At 38.7% G+C, this 16,458-nt stretch carries 21 protein-coding genes; 18 read left to right on the top strand and 3 right to left on the bottom strand.

The window, feature by feature from the left end; all coding sequences use genetic code 11:
* Nucleotides 1-11: 11 nt before the first annotated feature.
* The 10 genes from ESZ50_RS09250 (at nucleotide 12) to ESZ50_RS09210 (ending at nucleotide 5,897) form a co-directional block, all read left to right on the top strand.
* Nucleotides 12-782 carry an ABC transporter ATP-binding protein gene (locus ESZ50_RS09250; RefSeq protein WP_148623296.1) on the top strand — a complete coding sequence of 257 codons (771 nt, stop codon included), beginning with the start codon at nucleotides 12-14 and terminating at the stop codon, nucleotides 780-782.
* Nucleotides 783-975: 193 nt separating this feature from the next.
* Entirely contained in the window at nucleotides 976-1,221 is a 246-nt protein-coding gene (locus ESZ50_RS09245; RefSeq protein WP_148623294.1) for a GlsB/YeaQ/YmgE family stress response membrane protein, read from the top strand.
* A 14-nt stretch (nucleotides 1,222-1,235) separates the two neighbouring features.
* Nucleotides 1,236-1,796: an alkaline shock response membrane anchor protein AmaP gene (amaP, locus tag ESZ50_RS09240; protein WP_148623293.1), complete on the top strand. Its 561-nt coding sequence runs from the start codon at nucleotides 1,236-1,238 to the stop codon at nucleotides 1,794-1,796.
* 13 nt (nucleotides 1,797-1,809) lie between these two features.
* The gene (locus tag ESZ50_RS09235; RefSeq protein ID WP_148623291.1) at nucleotides 1,810-2,004 is read left to right on the top strand and encodes a DUF2273 domain-containing protein; all 195 of its coding nucleotides are present in this window, start codon (nucleotides 1,810-1,812) and stop codon (nucleotides 2,002-2,004) included.
* 22 nt (nucleotides 2,005-2,026) lie between these two features.
* A complete protein-coding gene (locus ESZ50_RS09230; RefSeq protein ID WP_148623289.1) occupies nucleotides 2,027-2,548 on the top strand; it encodes an Asp23/Gls24 family envelope stress response protein in 522 nt (173 codons plus the stop codon).
* Nucleotides 2,549-2,605: 57 nt separating this feature from the next.
* Nucleotides 2,606-2,914, top strand: a complete 309-nt coding sequence (locus ESZ50_RS09225) for a hypothetical protein (RefSeq protein WP_148623287.1) — start codon at nucleotides 2,606-2,608, stop codon at nucleotides 2,912-2,914.
* 39 nt (nucleotides 2,915-2,953) lie between these two features.
* On the top strand, nucleotides 2,954-3,100 hold the full coding sequence (locus tag ESZ50_RS11765) for a hypothetical protein (protein ID WP_187387614.1): 147 nt from the start codon (nucleotides 2,954-2,956) through the stop codon (nucleotides 3,098-3,100).
* 171 nt (nucleotides 3,101-3,271) lie between these two features.
* Nucleotides 3,272-4,174 carry a diacylglycerol/lipid kinase family protein gene (locus ESZ50_RS09220; protein ID WP_187387613.1) on the top strand — a complete coding sequence of 301 codons (903 nt, stop codon included), beginning with the start codon at nucleotides 3,272-3,274 and terminating at the stop codon, nucleotides 4,172-4,174.
* Between the two features lie 15 nt (nucleotides 4,175-4,189).
* Entirely contained in the window at nucleotides 4,190-5,227 is a 1,038-nt protein-coding gene (locus ESZ50_RS09215; RefSeq protein WP_148623284.1) for an ABC transporter permease, read from the top strand.
* Between the two features lies 1 nt (nucleotide 5,228).
* Nucleotides 5,229-5,897: an ABC transporter ATP-binding protein gene (locus ESZ50_RS09210; RefSeq protein WP_148623282.1), complete on the top strand. Its 669-nt coding sequence runs from the start codon at nucleotides 5,229-5,231 to the stop codon at nucleotides 5,895-5,897.
* A gap of 47 nt (nucleotides 5,898-5,944) precedes the next feature.
* On the opposite strand, the gene ESZ50_RS09205 is transcribed toward ESZ50_RS09210, so the two are convergent.
* On the bottom strand, nucleotides 5,945-6,547 hold the full coding sequence (locus ESZ50_RS09205) for a TetR/AcrR family transcriptional regulator (RefSeq protein ID WP_148623280.1): 603 nt from the start codon (nucleotides 6,545-6,547) through the stop codon (nucleotides 5,945-5,947).
* A gap of 177 nt (nucleotides 6,548-6,724) precedes the next feature.
* Here ESZ50_RS09205 and ESZ50_RS09200 point away from each other — a divergent pair, with 177 nt between their 5' ends.
* The 4 genes from ESZ50_RS09200 (at nucleotide 6,725) to ESZ50_RS09185 (ending at nucleotide 9,184) form a co-directional block, all read left to right on the top strand.
* Nucleotides 6,725-7,852: a YhgE/Pip domain-containing protein gene (locus ESZ50_RS09200; RefSeq protein ID WP_148623279.1), complete on the top strand. Its 1,128-nt coding sequence runs from the start codon at nucleotides 6,725-6,727 to the stop codon at nucleotides 7,850-7,852.
* Nucleotides 7,853-7,996: 144 nt separating this feature from the next.
* Complete coding sequence (msrA, locus tag ESZ50_RS09195; protein WP_148623277.1) at nucleotides 7,997-8,515, top strand: peptide-methionine (S)-S-oxide reductase MsrA; 519 nt, start codon at nucleotides 7,997-7,999, stop codon at nucleotides 8,513-8,515.
* A 279-nt stretch (nucleotides 8,516-8,794) separates the two neighbouring features.
* On the top strand, nucleotides 8,795-8,995 hold the full coding sequence (locus ESZ50_RS09190; RefSeq protein WP_148623275.1) for a DUF378 domain-containing protein: 201 nt from the start codon (nucleotides 8,795-8,797) through the stop codon (nucleotides 8,993-8,995).
* A gap of 15 nt (nucleotides 8,996-9,010) precedes the next feature.
* A complete protein-coding gene (locus tag ESZ50_RS09185; protein WP_148623274.1) occupies nucleotides 9,011-9,184 on the top strand; it encodes a type II toxin-antitoxin system RelB/DinJ family antitoxin in 174 nt (57 codons plus the stop codon).
* 83 nt (nucleotides 9,185-9,267) lie between these two features.
* Here ESZ50_RS09185 and ESZ50_RS09180 read toward each other — a convergent pair whose 3' ends face one another.
* Together ESZ50_RS09180 and ESZ50_RS09175 are read right to left on the bottom strand one after the other, a co-directional pair.
* Nucleotides 9,268-9,729, bottom strand: a complete 462-nt coding sequence (locus ESZ50_RS09180) for a DUF2798 domain-containing protein (RefSeq protein ID WP_148623272.1) — start codon at nucleotides 9,727-9,729, stop codon at nucleotides 9,268-9,270.
* Between the two features lie 202 nt (nucleotides 9,730-9,931).
* The gene (locus ESZ50_RS09175) at nucleotides 9,932-11,221 is read right to left on the bottom strand and encodes a hypothetical protein (protein ID WP_148623270.1); all 1,290 of its coding nucleotides are present in this window, start codon (nucleotides 11,219-11,221) and stop codon (nucleotides 9,932-9,934) included.
* A gap of 408 nt (nucleotides 11,222-11,629) precedes the next feature.
* Here ESZ50_RS09175 and ESZ50_RS09170 point away from each other — a divergent pair, with 408 nt between their 5' ends.
* The 4 genes from ESZ50_RS09170 to ESZ50_RS09155 all read left to right on the top strand — a co-directional run.
* Nucleotides 11,630-13,147, top strand: a complete 1,518-nt coding sequence (locus tag ESZ50_RS09170) for a glycosyltransferase (RefSeq protein WP_187387612.1) — start codon at nucleotides 11,630-11,632, stop codon at nucleotides 13,145-13,147.
* Complete coding sequence (locus ESZ50_RS09165) at nucleotides 13,131-14,453, top strand: hypothetical protein (protein WP_148623266.1); 1,323 nt, start codon at nucleotides 13,131-13,133, stop codon at nucleotides 14,451-14,453. The genes ESZ50_RS09170 and ESZ50_RS09165 overlap by 17 nt, the downstream gene beginning before the upstream one ends.
* A gap of 196 nt (nucleotides 14,454-14,649) precedes the next feature.
* Nucleotides 14,650-14,907 (top strand): hypothetical protein, encoded by a 258-nt coding sequence (locus ESZ50_RS09160; RefSeq protein ID WP_148623265.1) that lies wholly within the window; start codon nucleotides 14,650-14,652, stop codon nucleotides 14,905-14,907.
* A gap of 57 nt (nucleotides 14,908-14,964) precedes the next feature.
* A partial coding sequence (locus ESZ50_RS09155; RefSeq protein WP_187387611.1) for a KxYKxGKxW signal peptide domain-containing protein occupies nucleotides 14,965-16,458 on the top strand: 1,494 nt, incomplete at its 3' end.

Here is a 16,458-nt window from a genome sequence, read left to right as displayed (position 1 = left end):
AAAGTTGACATATGATAAAAAATAATCCTGTTCTAGAACTAAAAGGACTTCAAAAAATTTTTTTCCCAGGTACAGTAAATCAGCGCCATATTTTAAAGAACATTGATCTTAAAGTATATCCAGGCGAGTTTATCTCAATTATTGGTAATAATGGTGCAGGTAAGTCGACATTGATCAATGCAATTGCTGGTGCTTTGAAGGTCGACAAAGGCGAAATTGAGATCCTGGGGCAGACGATTACAAAGACCAATATTCGTAAACGAGCTAATTGGATCGCCCGGGTATTTCAAGATCCAAAATTAGGAACAGCAGATCAATTGTCCGTTTATGAGAATATGGTGCTAGCAGACGATAAACAATTATCAGATTACTTCAAAGGCTATGATAATACTAAAAAGAGAACCCAGTTTGCGAGTCGATTGGCGGCTTTGGATATGGGGATTGAAGCACATATTGATACGCCAGTGAAATATTTATCAGGAGGGCAGCGTCAGGCGCTTTCGTTATTGATGGCGATAATAAGAAAGCCACAGCTGCTGTTATTAGATGAACACACAGCGGCCTTGGATCCGAAAACAAGTCAAACGGTTATGGAACTAACGGCACAACTAATTGAACAAGAGCGACTTACCGCATTGATGATTACGCACGACATTGACGACGCATTGGCATATGGTAATCGATTGATCATGGTACAGGATGGTCAGATAAAACTTGATGTGCAAGGAGCAGAGAAGGCACATCTGTTAAAAGCAGATTTAATAAAAATGTTTGCAATATAGTTTATTTATAAAACGTTTGGGCTTGTAGGGAATCACTACAAGCCTTTTTATGTATATATGTTTTATGAAAAGAAACCTGCTAGATTGATTCCTGAGTTAATTTCAAGCAAATTATTTGCATGATACCCAATGAAATTGTACATTTGAGATGTGGAAATATTGCAAGCGTAATCATTTGAATGGAGGGGTACTTATGCATTTAATTTGGGTGTTAATTGTAGGTGCAATTATTGGTGCTATTGCAGGGATGATCACAAAGCGTGGTGGTGCAATGGGTTGGATTAGCAACATAGTTGCAGGTATTGTTGGTTCATGGTTGGGAGAGATGCTCCTAGGATCATGGGGACCATCACTTGCAGGAATGGCGTTAATCCCATCATTGATTGGTGCGATAATTCTGGTACTGATTGTTTCATTTGTACTTAGTCGAATGAAGTAAAGGTGGGTGTCACTATGAGACGATGGCAAAAATTTATATTAGGTTTGCTAATCTTATTATATGTTTTACCGATCGTCGTTATTATTTGGTTCCCAGAGAGTCAAAAGATTGGACATCAAATAGACGCTTGGCTGGTTCAGAATAACTTTGGTGGGGTGGACGTTAATACAATTGTCTATTATTATGCAGTTGTGTTGGCAATTATCTTGCTGGGGGGATTGATTATTCTAATGTTCTGGCCACGTAAGAAGAATGATTTGGTGCTTGAGCAAAGTACTAGCGGAACGTTGTCGCTTGATAATCGCGGGATTACAGCCTTTGTCAATCGAGCGCTTTCGGGTGAGGGCCTTGAGAATATAAATGTCAAGGTCACGAATCATCCTAAGCGGATTTCGCTAACAGTTACGGCGAGCGCACCATATCGTTCGGCGGTGATTGGACAACTTGATAGAATTAAAGCAAAGCTTGATCGGAATTTAGAAGAACTTCTACGTGAAACCAATATTTCTACGATTAAAACAAAAATTGTTGTCGGTCAATCAAGTAAGAATAAAAGTAATACAAGAGTGATATAAGTGGAGGTAGTGGATGAATAATTTTAATTTAGACCCGCCGAAGATTGGGCTATTGATCGGATTATTACTTGCCATACTGCTACTTGCTTTTGGTTTTTGGCAGGCTGTGCTAGTAATCGTATTGGCAGGTATCGGCTGGTTGATCGGCTGGGTTATTAAGGCTTGGAACATCTCATTTGATAAAATTAAGCAAATTTTCAGTAAGTAATTACAGAACAGGAGATTAATTTATGGACGCTACATGGAATAACAACGGTGAACAACACGATAACGCAAAGAACATTAAAGGACAATTGACTTTTGACGATAAGGTTATTCAAAAAATTGTCGGTCATTCAATTGAAAAGGTTGATGGATTACTTGGTGTAGACGCCGGATTCATTGCTAATGTTAAGAATAAGATCGTAAATAGTTCTGACCCAACGGAGGGCGTTGGCGTCGAAGTTGGCAAGGAACAGGTTGCAGTCGACCTTGATATCATTACTGAGTATGGAAAAGACGCCCGCGACGTTTATAGCAAGGTTAAGGAAATCGTCAAAGAGCAGATTGCTAAGATGACAGGACTGGACCTTGTTGAGATGAATGTTAAGGTTGTTGATATTCAAACCGCTAAAGAGTATGACAAAAATCAAACTACTTTGCAGGATCACGCAGTCGATGCTGGGCAAACAATCAAGCAAAAGACAAGCCAAGGTTATGATGCTGTGAAGGAAACTGTTGCAGAAGATGCAGATGATTCCCGCGTAAAGTAATTTTATTAAGAGAGCTGAGAAGCCCTCTTTTTTAAGATAGTGGATGTGAGGGTGGTGATGTTAGTAGATTTCAAAGTGTTAAAGAAACAGCTGAAGAAAATTCTGAAACATTACGATAAGCTTCAAACAATACAGGTTACTATAGACGATGATGGGGCGCATGCTTTGAAATATGTCTTAAATGTTACTGTGATTGAAGGGATTGATTTATCCATTCTATTAAAGGATTTACAAACAATCTTTGCAAACAATGACGATGTGCCACTAATAATCAATGTTGTGGATTTGATTACTAAAAATGGTGCAAAAAAGAAAAAGACGCTTGAATTCATTTTTAACGGGCCAACGGTTAAACTAGTTTATTAGTCATAGGATATGCGGGATTCTTTTACAGGAGGTTGACGAATGGAAAAAGATGGGAAGAAACATACGGGAATTAAAATCGCCATGGTGGTAGCTGGTTTACTATTAAGTAGTGAAACGGTAAGGCAGAAGATTATTGATCAATATGACCACATGCGAACAAAGAAGCCCACTAAACGAACTAAATAGAAGCGGGCAAAAGAGCGACGGAAGATGGTCGCTCTTTTTTAATTTTGTGAGACCATTTGAGGCATGTAAGCATTTACTTTGACAGTGTCCACCTTTACGAATATATTTGCTATATATAGGATAGTTATGATAACTTTCGGAATTCTTTTCCAAAAGTCGAGGGAGGATGTCATGAAGAAGTATTTAGTTGTTTTTAACGGAGCTGCTGGGAAGAGTAACAATCGAGCAATCGCAGAACATTTTAAGAAGATTGCGGAGAGCAGCGAACGAAAGGTAAGATTGGTAGCAACTAAGAGTCGTGAAGATGCACTTAAACAAATCGAACAGCAGGCACATGCGATTGATTACATTATCGTGATCGGAGGTGATGGTTCAATTAATACAGTTTTCTCTGCTTTAAATAGGGTTGGAATTATGGTGCCAGTCGGAATTATTCCGGCAGGGACCGTTAATAATTATGCCAAAGCATTGCACATCCCGTTGGACGTCGATGCGGCAATTCAAGTTATTTTGGCAGAACATAAGCGATCGGTTGATATTGCCAATGATGGGGAACGGGCAATGGTGAGCAGTGCTTTGATCGGCACATTTGCAGATATTGCTAATCATGTCAAGCAATCGGAAAAGAAGAAATTGGGGCCTTTGGCATTTCTGATTCAAGCTTTCAAACAAGGGATTTTCAAAAAACCAGCGAGTTATCGGTTGACGCCGGATGATGGACCTGAGAAAACCATTGCAACTGCCTTAATAATCATTACGTTAACTAATTCATTGGGTGGCTATACGAAGTTTAATTTAGAATCTCAGCCTTCGGACGGGAAGGTATCAGTGGTCATTTTAAAGGAGTTCAATTTATTGAGGCTTCCAAGCTATTTCTCTTATTTAATGCATGGTCGAATCGGTAAAGCACAAGACATCCTTAGTTTCAAAACCAAAGGTCTAAAGATCGAAAGAATTGACCAGCAAGCAACAAAAGTTAGAATTGACGGTGATCGAGCAGAACCACTGCCATTACGACTCCAGGTAAATCAAGTCCAAGCAACTGTATTAGTGCCGGCTCGAGATGATCAATAGTTTGGAGGGGACAATATGTATTTAGCGGTAAAGGAACTCTTATTTTCAAAATGGAAGTATTCTTTAATAATTGGGTTTATCACATTAATTGCGTTTTTGATTTATTTTCTAAGTGGTTTGGCCTTTGGTCTAGCAAACAATAATCGTAGCGCGGTCGATAATTGGCAAGCACAGCAGGTTTATTTGACGAAATATTCCAATAAGAATCTGTTGCTATCTCAAATTAGTCCAGCACAAGTTACCACACCGGCCGACAGTGTACCGTTAAAGGTTAATAATGCGGTAACTGAGATTAACAAGGAAAAGGTTGATAGCACCATCTTCTCAATTGACTCGGACAGCTTTATCAAGCCTGAACTCAGTACGGGAAGATTTATTGATAAATCGGGCGAGGTTGTTGTTGATCGAAGTATTGATCCTGAAAATATTCATGTTGGCCAAAAATTGAAGTTAAATGGACATCAGGAGCAGCTAAAAGTTGTCGGGATCACGGATGATAATCGATATAACACACTACCGGTAATTTATGTTGATAATAGTGACTATTATGCAATTTTTGGAAGTCGCAATATCAATGGTTTTATCACACAGAAGGCAGGAGCGGTTAAAACAGATTCAGAACTTGAACGGATATCGACAAACACCTTAATCAATAATATTCCTGGATATTCAGCACAGGTTCAAACATTTACTTTGATGATTGCATCACTCTTTATAATTGTCGGCTTTATCATTGCTATTTTCATGTACATTCTAACGCTTGAAAAGCTATCAATTTATGGAACGATGCGGGCACAGGGAATTTCAACGCGGCGAATTGTTAGTAGTCTATTATGGCAGGCCTTGATAATCGGTCTAACTGGTGTGGGAATTGCGTTGTTGGCAAATTGGATTACGATGTTATTCTTGCCAGCTACGGTACCATTTGGGGCTAATCCATGGTTGATTTTGATCTTTTCACTGGGATTGATTGGCGCAATAATTTTGGGAACAATTTTCTCGATTATTAAGGTCGTCAAGATTGATCCGTTAGAAGCAGTTGGAGGAAATTAAAATGGCATTGATTAAATTGGAAGATCTAACGAAGTCATTTATAAATGGTAGTACTAAGACTGAGGTTATCCATTCAACAAATTTGGCAGTAGAAGCCGGATCTTTTCTAGCAATGACCGGTCCATCAGGATCTGGGAAAACGACTTTATTAACATTAATGGGTGCCTTGCAAACACCAACAAAAGGAGCCGTTTATTTCAAAGATCAAAATATTGGCGCGCTTGCTGAGAAAGAACGTTCAAAGCTACGGTTAGATGAATTTGGCTTTATCTTACAAGCGTCAAACTTGATTCCTTTTCTAACGGTTAAGGAACAACTAGAACTAGTTGATCGATTGCAAGGCAAGAAACGCATTGAAGAACAGGAGGAGTTATTGAAAAGGCTCGGAATTTGGGAGCAACGAGACCATTACATTAGCGAATTATCAGGCGGTGAACGACAAAGAACAGCCATTGCACGTGCACTCTATGGTGAACCGAAAGTCCTCTTTGCCGATGAGCCAACGGCGAGTCTTGATCGGAAACGGGCACTAGAGGTGATCGAAATGTTCGTTGACCTAGCTCATAATGAGGGGATGGTGATCATTATGGTTACGCATGATGATCGCCTGCTAGAATATGTGGATCAAGTTATCTATATGGTTGATGGAAATCTACAACCCGCTGAATAATAAATAGGCATGCACAAGTGATAATATCGCACTTGTACATGCCTATTTTATTTCTCATTTTCTCGGAAGCCAATAATTTCCAAAACGCCCTTGAGCATAATTGAGTCAATTATTTTAGACACGTCCTCAATATCAATTTCATCACGTTTGAGCCAGTAGCGGAATATGCCCAGTAGACCATTCGTCATAAATTGCAAAGCTAAGTCTTGTTCAAGTGTCGGATGGTCAATGGGTGCACCCAGATAGTACATACCTGCTTTAGCAAAGTCATAGATTTTATTCATTAACTTGTTTTCAAAGGTTAAATCGCCATTTTCGCCAATCATGGCAGTAATGAATAGCGAATGCTTTTTTAAGATTTGCAGAATCTTGACCCGGTAAGCATTGAATTCGCTGTCGAGGGGGCTATTGACTTTCCCTGATAGGACGTCATTGTTTAAAATTGCCTCCAGTTCTTCGAAAATAACAGTTTCGGTTTTCTCAATTAAATCAATCTTGTCATCGAAGTGCCGGTAGAAGGTCCCCCGATTAATATGAGCGACCTTAGTGATGTCATTAATAGTAATTTTTGAAATGTCCTTTTCATGCAATAACTCAATAAAGGCATCTAAGATTTGCTGACGGGTTTGGTTTGTCTTGTGTTCGTACATAATTCCTCCAATATGAAACAATTTAAGGCATCGTGTTGAAAATGCAACAGATTGGTTAAAGTTGACGCTGTCCTCATCATCAAAGACAGAATATACTAATCAATGTCAAAAAGCAACATGATGTTACAAATGAACCAACGTGTATGTTTTACAAATTAAAAATTTGGAGGAGTCATTATGTTTAAGAATAAGTTCCACATTATATCATTAATAGTTGCGTTAGTTATGGGGGTGCTCCTGATCGTTGCGCAAATCCCTAGTACACAGACGGCACCTAAGAATCTGCCAATTGCAATCGTTGATGCGGATCATAGTTCAACTAGTGCGGCAATCGTAAAGCAACTAACAAGTGTTACCTCTACTGGTGGTGAGAATGCAACGACGATCAAATGGTCCAAGGTTGATAGTAAAGCAGCTGTCAAAAAGGCGATGGATCAGCAAAAATATTATGGCGCACTGATTATCGATGCAAATTTTGCCGAGAATGCAATGAGTTTAGCATCGGGTAAGCCAATTAATCCATCAATGAATATCATCATCAATCAGGCAAAGAACCCAACAGTAGCGGCTGCGGTTCAAAATGTGTTAACAATGATGGCTAACAGAGCCGGACAAGGGGTATCAACTCAAGTTCTGACAAAGTTGCAAACCTTGAATATGCCCGTACCAGCTACGACAGCAAAAACGTTATTGAATCCGGTTGAAGTTAAGACTGAGATTGTGCACAACACTACGAATAAAGCGACTGCTAGTTCGAGCTTCTTCCAACCAATTTGGATGGGAGCATTGTTGGGATCGTTGATGATGATGTATGCACAAAAGAGCTTAGACCAATCGGATGCCAATAAGAAATGGCGCAATAAGGTCGTTGAATTGGCAGTTGTCGCAGTGATTGCCTTGATAGCTGGATTTGGCACGACCTTGGCTGCACATACGATTCTGGGTTATGACTATGGACAGTTCATCGAAGTAGCGCTCTTTGCTTCGTTAGCATCATTTGTCTTCCAGCTGTTAATGTTAGGTGTTCAGATGTGGGTTGGGTTCATCGGATTGCCAGTCTTCGCCCTATTAATGTTGTTTGCCGCACCACTCATGGCACTAGCACCTGAAATGTTGACAGCTTTCTATACGAATTGGGTCATGCCTTGGCTACCAATGCGCTTCCTCTTGGATGGAATGCGATCAATCGTTTATTATAACGGAGGTCTTTGGAACGGTAACACGCAAGCATTGATTTGGGTAGGTGTAATTGGCTTAGGATTGATGATTAGCTCAATGTACAAACCACAGAAAGCTAGTATTTAAGAAGACGCTGAACAAATCGGACAGTCAACTTTCCCGAACAGAGTATAATATTATGTAAGTAGCAGTTGAGTTACTTGAAATATGTTAAGGATAATTGGCGAGCTTTGAGAATTTATCGAAGTCGCTAATTGAGGAGGGAAACGTATGGCAATCGAAACAGCAATTTTTGCAGGAGGATGTTTCTGGTGCATGGTTGAGCCTTTTGAGACATTACCAGGTATTCAGAAAGTTCGCTCAGGGTACACAGGGGGCTTCGTTGAGAATCCGACCTATCGACAGGTTGCCTCACATACGACTGGTCACACAGAAGCGGTTAAGGTTTGGTTTGACAACACAGTGGTAACCTATCAACAACTCGTTGAGTTATATTGGCAATTGGCTGATCCAACTGATGCAACTGGACAGTTTGCTGACCGTGGCGACAGTTATCGGCCAGTTATCTTCGTTGCTAATGAAGAGCAACGTAAAATTGCCGAAGAGTCCAAGCAAAATTTGGACAAATCAGGGCGCTTTGATCAGCCGATTGTAACGAAGATCGAAGATGCAAAGCCATTCTATGATGCTGAAGAAGAACATCAGGAATTCTATAAGAAGGATCCTTTACGAGAGCACTTTATGATGATGCCACGAAAGGCATATCAAGCGAAATATTGGAATAATTGATTGACGAGAAATTAAAGAGTTGAGCATGGAAACATGCTCAACTCTTTTTAAATTTAATTTATATGGGTGTGAAGAAATTGTTTGATTAAAAGCTCTTTTTGAATTTTCTTTGAATTTAATACAATTAAAATATATTAAACAGGCAAACGTGAGCTTATCCTTATACAAATGCTTGAGACGGTCTTATAATTAGGGTTATAAAGTAAATCAAAGTCTGATAGGCGAATGATGTTTACTTAAACCGACCACACAGAACCATACAAAATAGGGGGATAAATCATGAAAGCATTAGATATTACAGCATTAATTCTTTTAATTATCGGTGGACTTAATTGGTTGTTGGTAGGATTAATTAAGTTTGATTTGGTGGCAATGATCTTTGGTGGACAGGACTCAATTATGGCGAGAGTCATTTATGTGGTTGTCGGATTGAGCGCGATCTATTGCCTGAAGTTTATTGGAAAAATGGGGATGAAATAAGTTAGGGGGCAAACTATGGCTGAGAAGTTAATTCAATTGCGGATTGATGACGAGATTAGGGATAAGGCAGATGCTGTGTTTAAGCGGCAAGGTCTTTCAACCCAAGGGGCGATTAAAATGTTTTTGACGCAGGTTGCCAATACAGGACATTCGCCATTTGATAATCTGTTCAGCGATCCTAACAAGTAGCAGGTTATGATTAAAAAAGGCTCTCACTGATTGAGAAATGACTGAGTTGATCAGTCAAGTTTCGCAATCGGCGGAGCCTTTTTTTACTTCTGAATAATGGCTAACATCTTACGAGAGAACGGACCAACAAGTAATAATTGTAATGGTAGTGCGACAATAACATTAAACATCCACGTATGAGCATAACCCGCAAACAGATTAGAGCTTTGTAGTGGAGACATAATCATCCCAAACACGGACATGAATGACACCATGCCGAGAACCATAAACAGTGAGATCGTTAGGCCGATGACTTGAATCTTAACGTCTTTAAGTTGTTTGCGCTCGATATAGCCAATGACGGACTTCTTAACAATCGGACCAACAATCAACATATCAAGAACTACGGCGACTAACAGTGCTAGGGGATAACCTGCAAGGCCATCAAGTAGACTAGCAGTGCTAAGCCCGTTGTGCAAGACAACGTTGTAGAGTGTCATACCGAGTACCATTAGGCCGGCCATAAGGGCAGTAAAATAAATTTCTTCTTTAAAATTTTCTGGCATGTGTGCCTCCTCTTTTTTCAAAACTTGATTACTATAACAGAAAAAAATTTTTTTCGTAAGTTTTTTATTTTTGAGGGGAGCGGGTTCTTGATACGAGCTATGATTTTATAATTAGTGAATGTTTATTAATTATAGAATTACCCCTTTTTCGTACAAAAACGACCACTCTGCTCAAACCATGTGAGAAGAATGATCGCTGAAGTTACTTATTGAATTTTTTGATCCTTTTGGTACCAATTATGACGATCGCAAGCATAATTGTGATTAGCGTTAGATTGATGAGATAGACATGTAGGGTCAAGGTACTATATTTATTTGAAAAAAATGCGTATAGGTTAATTTGATTGAAAGCAGCGAAGATGATCAGTACTAGAAAGATTGATGCATAGCTAATTTGGCTACCAAATGATGAAAGATGATACTTTCGGATGATGCCGCCACCCATGCTAAAAGTGTCACCTTGAATATGATGTTGATTTAGGAAGATGTTTAAGTTACCCAAGTATAGTGTTAATGCCAAAATCCCGAATGGATAGGTAATATTAAACGGAATCGCGATCAGAAGCAAGCCAGCATAGAGCAAATAGGTCGGCTTGATCGAGAACTTTTTGACCAATGTCGCCCCCAGCTCGAAACCAAGCAGATATAGGGCGTATGTGAAAAGTGAGGCTCGAGTGCCAAACCAAGCAAAGGTATAGAACGGTGCAAAGAAGAGGATATAGGTCATTAAAATTCCTCTTAGAACTGTTAGATTAAAAATACGGTGATTATCATATTTACGATTAATCATAATAAGTTGAAGGCTTAATAGGATCAACAGGATTGTAAAAATAAAGTCGGGTAAATAGTTTGTTGAGTTACTCTTAGATAGAAAGAATAATACTAGTCGACTAGTAAAAACAATGAAAATAAGAATTAATAACCAATGTGAGCGTGTTGGTAATTTAACCTGGGGCGCATGTTGTTCCTGAATCAAAACGGCTTGGGTCATTTTGATTGCCGCGGGTAGAGCTATGAGACAGACGACAATATAGATAGCAAAATTAAGTTGATAACTATATTTGGGAACAAATATGGTTAAGGCTGCCATTAATGTAACTGCAAGAATAAGAAAGATTAGCCACATATACCGTTTATTAACCGTGTAGCGCCCTTCCAAGTCTGTTTCACCAGCGAGGAATAATGGCCACAGAGTTGAAGAGTGATAACCTAATAGAACTCCTGCGATAATGGCGACGGGTGCATTGAGTTGAAGAAATACTAACATCAACGCGCCAATTAACCCAGTAATCGTCCCCACGAGGATGTTGTTGAGACGCGTAAAGGTTGTGTTTAAGACGATTATACTCATTGAGCGACTTGCGTAAATTACGATCAAGGTTGCCAGTAGTAGCGGATTATGAGAGTAATTATAAGCGTCCAGAATTATGAAGTAGGGCAAAATAATACATATATTTGCAAGAAAATTTAAGAATGAAAAACTAGTTGTCATACAAGGCCTCCTTGTTTTATTAAAGTAGAACTCTTTTTGTTTTGTAGTCAAGATATATTAACTAACCTAGATACAAAATACTTTCGCTCCGTTATTAAAATAAATTTGTTAACTCTTAAAAAGGTTAGCATATTAGTATGGGTTGGCAAAGTCGTCTACCAATCGAAATCGAAATAGGACCAGTAATGTTCAAAGAAAATTCACACTTTCATGTAAATATAAACTAAGTTGATTTAGAATAAAATAAAATGCTGAGCTGTACTTTCTGTAATTTAAAGACTTTGAACTTATTTGATTTGGTATCGAACGATGCCAGGCTATTTGAGGTTTTTAACTTATATTTTGTATAGCTTTTTAGTTTTATTGTAGTAGTATAACTATAAAAACATGGGGAAAATGAGGGGCGAGATGCGTGTAATAAATTTTAATATCGGATTGGGCTGGGCTAGCAGCGGAGTTGAGTATGCTCAAGCTTATCGTGAAAAGATTTTCCGTAATTTGCCAGTTGAAGATTACTATGTGTTCTTAGGAATGACTAAGGAAAACATGGCTAGTATGGCAAAAAACATCGGCATTCCAAGTGAAAAAATTATTTGGGTTTATAATTTCTTTTCAGATATTGCTTTACAGGAAGCTAAGATGAACTTGGCTCAAGTCCTGCTAGAGTATGGTGTGGCAACAGAATTTGTGATGGAGCCACGAAATAAAGATATCCAAGTCGTAAATAATAAAGATCGGAATGAGTATCTAAGAGTATATTTCAAAAAGGATCTTGATTTAGTTGAGCGTGTAGAGCTGGTTTCACATGGAAATTTGATCCGGAAAGATTTTTATACAAGTACACGTTGGATGTCCGAATTCTATGAGCCAGTTGATAAAAAGGCCAAGTTAACACTTCGGGAAGTTTACAATGAAGATCGTGGGATTGCATTAGCAGAAATTGTCAATGTTGCTGATGAAAATCTGAATACATATCTGCTGGATGATCGAATTTACTTTAACAAGGCAGAATTGATTGCGGAGTTTGTTCGACGGCTACAGCCAACTGCATCAGACGTATTAATTCTTGATCGTGCGACTGATATTGCAGAACCAATTTTATTAAATAAGGAGGCTGCCAAAACTGGGTTTGTTGTTCATGCAGAACATTACAGCAAGAATAATACTGATGATGAGCATATTCTTTGGAACAATTATTATGATTATCAATTTACAAATATTGATATATTTGACTTTGTGATTACAGCAACAGAGCTCCAAAAGGTGAAGTTGAGTGAGCAATTGGAAAAATATAATAATAAAATTCCTAAGATATACGCAATTCCCGTGGGAGCCTTGGAACAAATTAAGCCGGTCCAAGAGAGGGCAGAAAATCATTTTGTTACAGCGTCAAGGCTTGCGAGCGAGAAACATATTGATTTGCTAGTTAAAGCGGTTGGCCAGGTACTTAAGGATGGTTATGATGTGAGCTTCGATATTTATGGTGAGGGTTCACAGCGGAAAATGTTAGAAGACTTGATCCGGTCGTTGAACGTAAGTGAGAATGTAAAGTTACTCGGCCATCAGAACATGGCATCGCTATACTCAAAATACGGTCTGTATTTAACTGCATCAAAGAGTGAAGGTTTTGGATTAACTTTGATGGAGGCAGTGGGTGACGGATTGCCAATTATTGGATTAGATGTCCCCTATGGTAATCAAACTTTTGTGGTTGAAGCAGAGAATGGTTATCTGATCCCGTTAAGCGATGATGATGAGCAGGTTGTTAAGCAACTTGCAGGGCGGATCGAGGAATTCCTTGGAATGAACGATAAGACAAGTTTCCATCAGAATTCATACAGGCTTGCTGAGGCGTTTACGGTTGAACAATTGCAGAAGAAATGGCTAGATCTTTTTGAGGAGTTAACGAATGCTGATACTATTTGATTTTTTCAATGCTCAAAACCGTCATTTACATGATGTTTTATTAAAGGCAAATCCAAATGCAGATTATGTGGTCATTAATGATAATGGTTTTCTACCCAAGAATATGGCAAGTATCGTTAATTTCTATACTAAGCATTATGCGGTAAAGAAGGGCTTGCAAAAAGCAATGTACTTTAATGAGTTACCAGTACCTGATTTATATCAGATTGCTGCGAATAATGAGGCCGGTCAGGTTTTCCATATGAATCAGAAGGTTGCCGATATTCATTTTTCTAAACTATATCCAGGTAAGCGATTGATTGAGTCGGTTGATTGGTTGGATAAGGATGCGAAAGTTGTAGTGTCAAACTTTTATAATCGTCTAGGATTCTTATACAAACGTAATCTATATAATGCAGCTCATGAATTAATTCTAACCAGCTATCTCAATGAAGATGGTGTTGAGGTGATTACGATAAATCCAAGAACTAAGGATATTATTGTTAATTTTGCGGGACAAACCAGAGTTTATCATTCATTAACTGAATTCACAGTTGCGACGATTAAATTGATGGGAATTAGTTACGATAAGCTCATCTATGATTCTCTATCAACGCCACTCTTTGTAAACAAGGAATTAAATCAGACTGGCGATTCAATCCTGATCTGGCATGAAGCTTTGCAAAATAAACAAATCCCAGGGAACATGTTGACCTTGGCGGATATGCCAAAGCAACGCGTTCTATTCCAAAATTTGAAAGACTTTAATCAGGTAAGTAAAGAGCTGGCTGAGAAAAAGGTTCGTGCAGGTTTCATCGGAGCGGCTTATCGAGAAATTGCTGATAGCGACTTTAATCGTGACGTTACGATCGTAACAGCTTCAGACTCGTTAGAGGGAATTGAAGAGCTGCTAACAAATTTGGGTGAATATACCTTTAACGTAGTGGCAAAGACCTTAATGTCTAATAAGCTACATTCGTTAGGTGAACGCTACCGTAATCTGAAATTGTTCCCAAGTCAGACGGATAGTAAGATTAGTGAATTCATTAGTAATAGTGGCATTTACTTAGACATCAATAATGGAAACAAGATTCCGGACGTGATCGAACAAGTGCTAGCGAATGGAAAATTGATTTATAGTTTGGACAGTACAGTTGGGGATCAGCAATTGATACCTGTCAAACAGATCTATCCATCCGTAGAGAAATTGTTACAAACACTTTCAGAATTGAATCCAGATGTTTACCAGTTACGAGTTGATCGACAATATCGTGACCTTAAAGATGGGACTTTTGAAGCATATTTTGAAGATAAATTATTTAGTTAATTAAATATATTTAAAAAGGTTAGGTGTTATGTAGACACCTAACCTTTTTAAATTGTGAAGAAAATTAGAACTTTTTAGGAAGAGCAAGTGTGTTTTGTTGCAATAAATCTTATGAATAAGTTATAATTTCAGTTATTGAACGACCGGTCGGTTTTTCAAATCGAAGGAATGTTTACAACCAAAGAGGAGGAACATTATGGAAGTCACAGAGATTAAGAGAATTGTTCAATGGGTATTGGCTGGACTATTAATTATTAGCGCCGTTGCACTTTTCTTCTATACAAGTATTACGTGGATCATCATTGCAACAGTCATTGTAGCGTGCATGTTGGCAGTTGAAGCATGGGATATGTATCAAAATAAACAACGATCAGCGTGGGGCATTTTGATCTTTGCAGTAATGGCTGCTCTATTAGTAGCTCAAATCGTACAACCAAATTTGTTCTCCTATTAAAATTAGGATTCAGATTGTTTTGAAGCCTAATTTTAATAGAATTAGAAAGAAGGAATCATGTTTAATCGAAAAAAACAATTTAATCCTAAAATTGTTAAAGAAAATAAAGAGCATTACAAGTTGTATAAGGCTGGAAAATTTATCCAGACGGCAATGCTTACGGTCTTGGTAGCTGGATCTTTAAGTAGTCCGGTTATACAGTTGATGTCAGCAAAGACGGCAAGTGCTGATATGATACAAACAAGAGGGACCGCTCCAACGGCTGATTACGATGCCGCACCGACCTACAGTAGTGGGTTTCTAACGTTCGGTATGAGGGCAGGAATATCACAACAACCTCAAGGTCTTACGATAAAGAAAGGCTCAAGCTTTAATTTGCAAACTTCTTGGAGCAAAACGTTGGCATTAGGTTCAGCATCGGGATCATTTGCAGACAAGGTTGTTTGGTATCGTTGGGATGCTTCAAATGGTAAATGGGTGGCAGCTACTGGTACGTCAACCGTTACAAAGAGTAATAATACGTGGATATGGCCACTTACAAATTATCAAACAAGTACGTCCACATACACCGACAGTGAGAGTGAAGTTGGAACACAATATTATTATGCAGATTACTATACTTCTCATTTGCTCGCTAGTGATGATCACTATGCTTCGAATGTCGTAAGCGTGAACGTTGTTGAATCTGATTTTGATGCAGAAAGTCTCGACATTAGTGGTAGTAGCTATATGTTGCGAAATTCAACACAGCAGTTGGAGAAGACTGTAAATCCAGGTGATAGTACAGCGACATATACTTGGTCTTCATCTAATGAATCAGTGGTCAAAGTTGACGAATATGGAAACGTTACCTCACAAAGTATCAACGGTACTGCGACAATTACTTTGACTGCTAATAACCCTTTGGGGGCTTCAATAAGTACAACATTCGATATTAATGTTGGTACGGGACTAGAAGATGTATATGTGGACGCCGGTGAAGATGCAGTGTTTAAAATGCAAGGTGTTGATATTACGGATGGTGTTACCATAACGTATAATTGGTACGATGCGGATACGAAACAATTGGTTGGTACTGATTCGACATATGTTGTAAATAAAGTAACTGAAGAGGATGACGGACGTCGTTTTTACCTTGTGTATACAGTAGTTGATGCAGATGGCAATTCTAATACTGCACAAACTGATACAGCTAGTCTGTTCGTTGATACTTCGGCATCAGAGTCAGAATCAATTTCGACTTCTCAGAGTATATCTGAGTCAGAGGCAAACAGCACATCTACATCTGAGAAGGATAGTTTATATAACTCGCAATCGGAGTCGCTAAGCGTTTCTGATTCGGCATCAGAGTCAGAAAGTGCTTCAACGTCAGAAGTAGAATCAACTTCTGAATCAACAAGTTCTTCAGAATCAGAGAGTACGTCAGTATCTGAATCAGCATCAGAAAGCACATCAGTTTCAACGTCAGAGTCACTAGCATCAGAATCAGAGAGTACATCAGTATCTGAATCAGCATCAGAAAGTACATCAGCTTCAACGTCAGAGTCACTG

This window comes from Weissella muntiaci, from assembly GCF_008107635.1.
Taxonomy (GTDB): Bacteria; Bacillota; Bacilli; order Lactobacillales; family Lactobacillaceae; genus Weissella; species Weissella muntiaci.
Note: the sequence above shows the minus strand (reverse complement) of the source record. Positions and strands in the feature narration are given on the sequence as shown.

Excerpts from the sequence above, each read along its gene's own strand:
- ESZ50_RS09250 (WP_148623296.1), top strand. The coding sequence starts at position 12 with ATGATAAAAAATAATCCTGTTCTAGAACTAAAAGGACTTCAAAAAATT.
- ESZ50_RS09245 (WP_148623294.1), top strand. The coding sequence starts at position 976 with ATGCATTTAATTTGGGTGTTAATTGTAGGTGCAATTATTGGTGCTATT.
- amaP (WP_148623293.1), top strand. The coding sequence starts at position 1,236 with ATGAGACGATGGCAAAAATTTATATTAGGTTTGCTAATCTTATTATAT.
- ESZ50_RS09235 (WP_148623291.1), top strand. The coding sequence starts at position 1,810 with ATGAATAATTTTAATTTAGACCCGCCGAAGATTGGGCTATTGATCGGA.
- ESZ50_RS09230 (WP_148623289.1), top strand. The coding sequence starts at position 2,027 with ATGGACGCTACATGGAATAACAACGGTGAACAACACGATAACGCAAAG.
- ESZ50_RS09225 (WP_148623287.1), top strand. The coding sequence starts at position 2,606 with ATGTTAGTAGATTTCAAAGTGTTAAAGAAACAGCTGAAGAAAATTCTG.
- ESZ50_RS11765 (WP_187387614.1), top strand. The coding sequence starts at position 2,954 with ATGGAAAAAGATGGGAAGAAACATACGGGAATTAAAATCGCCATGGTG.
- ESZ50_RS09220 (WP_187387613.1), top strand. The coding sequence starts at position 3,272 with ATGAAGAAGTATTTAGTTGTTTTTAACGGAGCTGCTGGGAAGAGTAAC.
- ESZ50_RS09215 (WP_148623284.1), top strand. The coding sequence starts at position 4,190 with ATGTATTTAGCGGTAAAGGAACTCTTATTTTCAAAATGGAAGTATTCT.
- ESZ50_RS09210 (WP_148623282.1), top strand. The coding sequence starts at position 5,229 with ATGGCATTGATTAAATTGGAAGATCTAACGAAGTCATTTATAAATGGT.
- ESZ50_RS09205 (WP_148623280.1), bottom strand. The coding sequence starts at position 6,547 with ATGTACGAACACAAGACAAACCAAACCCGTCAGCAAATCTTAGATGCC.
- ESZ50_RS09200 (WP_148623279.1), top strand. The coding sequence starts at position 6,725 with ATGTTTAAGAATAAGTTCCACATTATATCATTAATAGTTGCGTTAGTT.
- msrA (WP_148623277.1), top strand. The coding sequence starts at position 7,997 with ATGGCAATCGAAACAGCAATTTTTGCAGGAGGATGTTTCTGGTGCATG.
- ESZ50_RS09190 (WP_148623275.1), top strand. The coding sequence starts at position 8,795 with ATGAAAGCATTAGATATTACAGCATTAATTCTTTTAATTATCGGTGGA.
- ESZ50_RS09185 (WP_148623274.1), top strand. The coding sequence starts at position 9,011 with ATGGCTGAGAAGTTAATTCAATTGCGGATTGATGACGAGATTAGGGAT.
- ESZ50_RS09180 (WP_148623272.1), bottom strand. The coding sequence starts at position 9,729 with ATGCCAGAAAATTTTAAAGAAGAAATTTATTTTACTGCCCTTATGGCC.
- ESZ50_RS09175 (WP_148623270.1), bottom strand. The coding sequence starts at position 11,221 with ATGACAACTAGTTTTTCATTCTTAAATTTTCTTGCAAATATATGTATT.
- ESZ50_RS09170 (WP_187387612.1), top strand. The coding sequence starts at position 11,630 with ATGCGTGTAATAAATTTTAATATCGGATTGGGCTGGGCTAGCAGCGGA.
- ESZ50_RS09165 (WP_148623266.1), top strand. The coding sequence starts at position 13,131 with ATGCTGATACTATTTGATTTTTTCAATGCTCAAAACCGTCATTTACAT.
- ESZ50_RS09160 (WP_148623265.1), top strand. The coding sequence starts at position 14,650 with ATGGAAGTCACAGAGATTAAGAGAATTGTTCAATGGGTATTGGCTGGA.